The sequence below is a fragment of the Selenomonas sp. oral taxon 892 str. F0426 genome, assembly GCF_000468035.1.
Lineage (GTDB): Bacteria > Bacillota > Negativicutes > Selenomonadales > Selenomonadaceae > Centipeda.
Genome location: NZ_KI260523.1, coordinates 352659 through 353213, shown reverse-complemented (window position 1 = coordinate 353213; position 555 = coordinate 352659). Strand labels below are relative to the sequence as shown.

The window sequence follows — 555 nt, the reverse complement described above, 5'->3', positions numbered from 1 at the left end:
CGATCAGCGGCATTCTCCCGATGGCGATTACGGCGCGGGAGCGCGGGCTAACGGAGTTCTACGTTGCACCGTCGAATGCAGACGAGGCACTCCTTATTGATGGACTGAAGGTCTATGCGGTTGAGAATTTGGCACAACTTGTGCGTCATTTGATGGGCACGGAGACGCTGACTCCTGCAACACCGAATCATATCGAAACACAAAAAGACGCCGCTTTCACCGATGACTTTGCGGATGTGCAGGGACAGTATCAGGCGAAACGTGCGCTTGAAATTGCAGCGGCAGGCGGGCATAATGTCCTCATGGTCGGTGTACCCGGTTCGGGTAAGACGATGCTGGCACGTCGGATGCCTTCGATTCTGCCGGAGCTGACGAAGGAAGAAGCCATTGAGATCACAAAGATCTACAGCATCTCGGGGCTGCTCGGCAAGGATACGGGGCTTGTGACGACGCGTCCATTTCGCAGTCCGCATCATACCTCCTCGACGGTGGCGATGATCGGAGGCGGGAGCATCCCGCGTCCGGGCGAGGTGACGCTTGCCCATCACGGCGTGC

1 protein-coding gene is annotated in these 555 nt (G+C 57.7%); it reads left to right on the top strand.

Annotated elements, in window-relative coordinates; all coding sequences use genetic code 11:
• Window positions 1-555, top strand: a 555-nt coding sequence (locus HMPREF1992_RS02575) for an ATP-binding protein (protein WP_021684258.1), incomplete at both ends; no start/stop codon positions are given.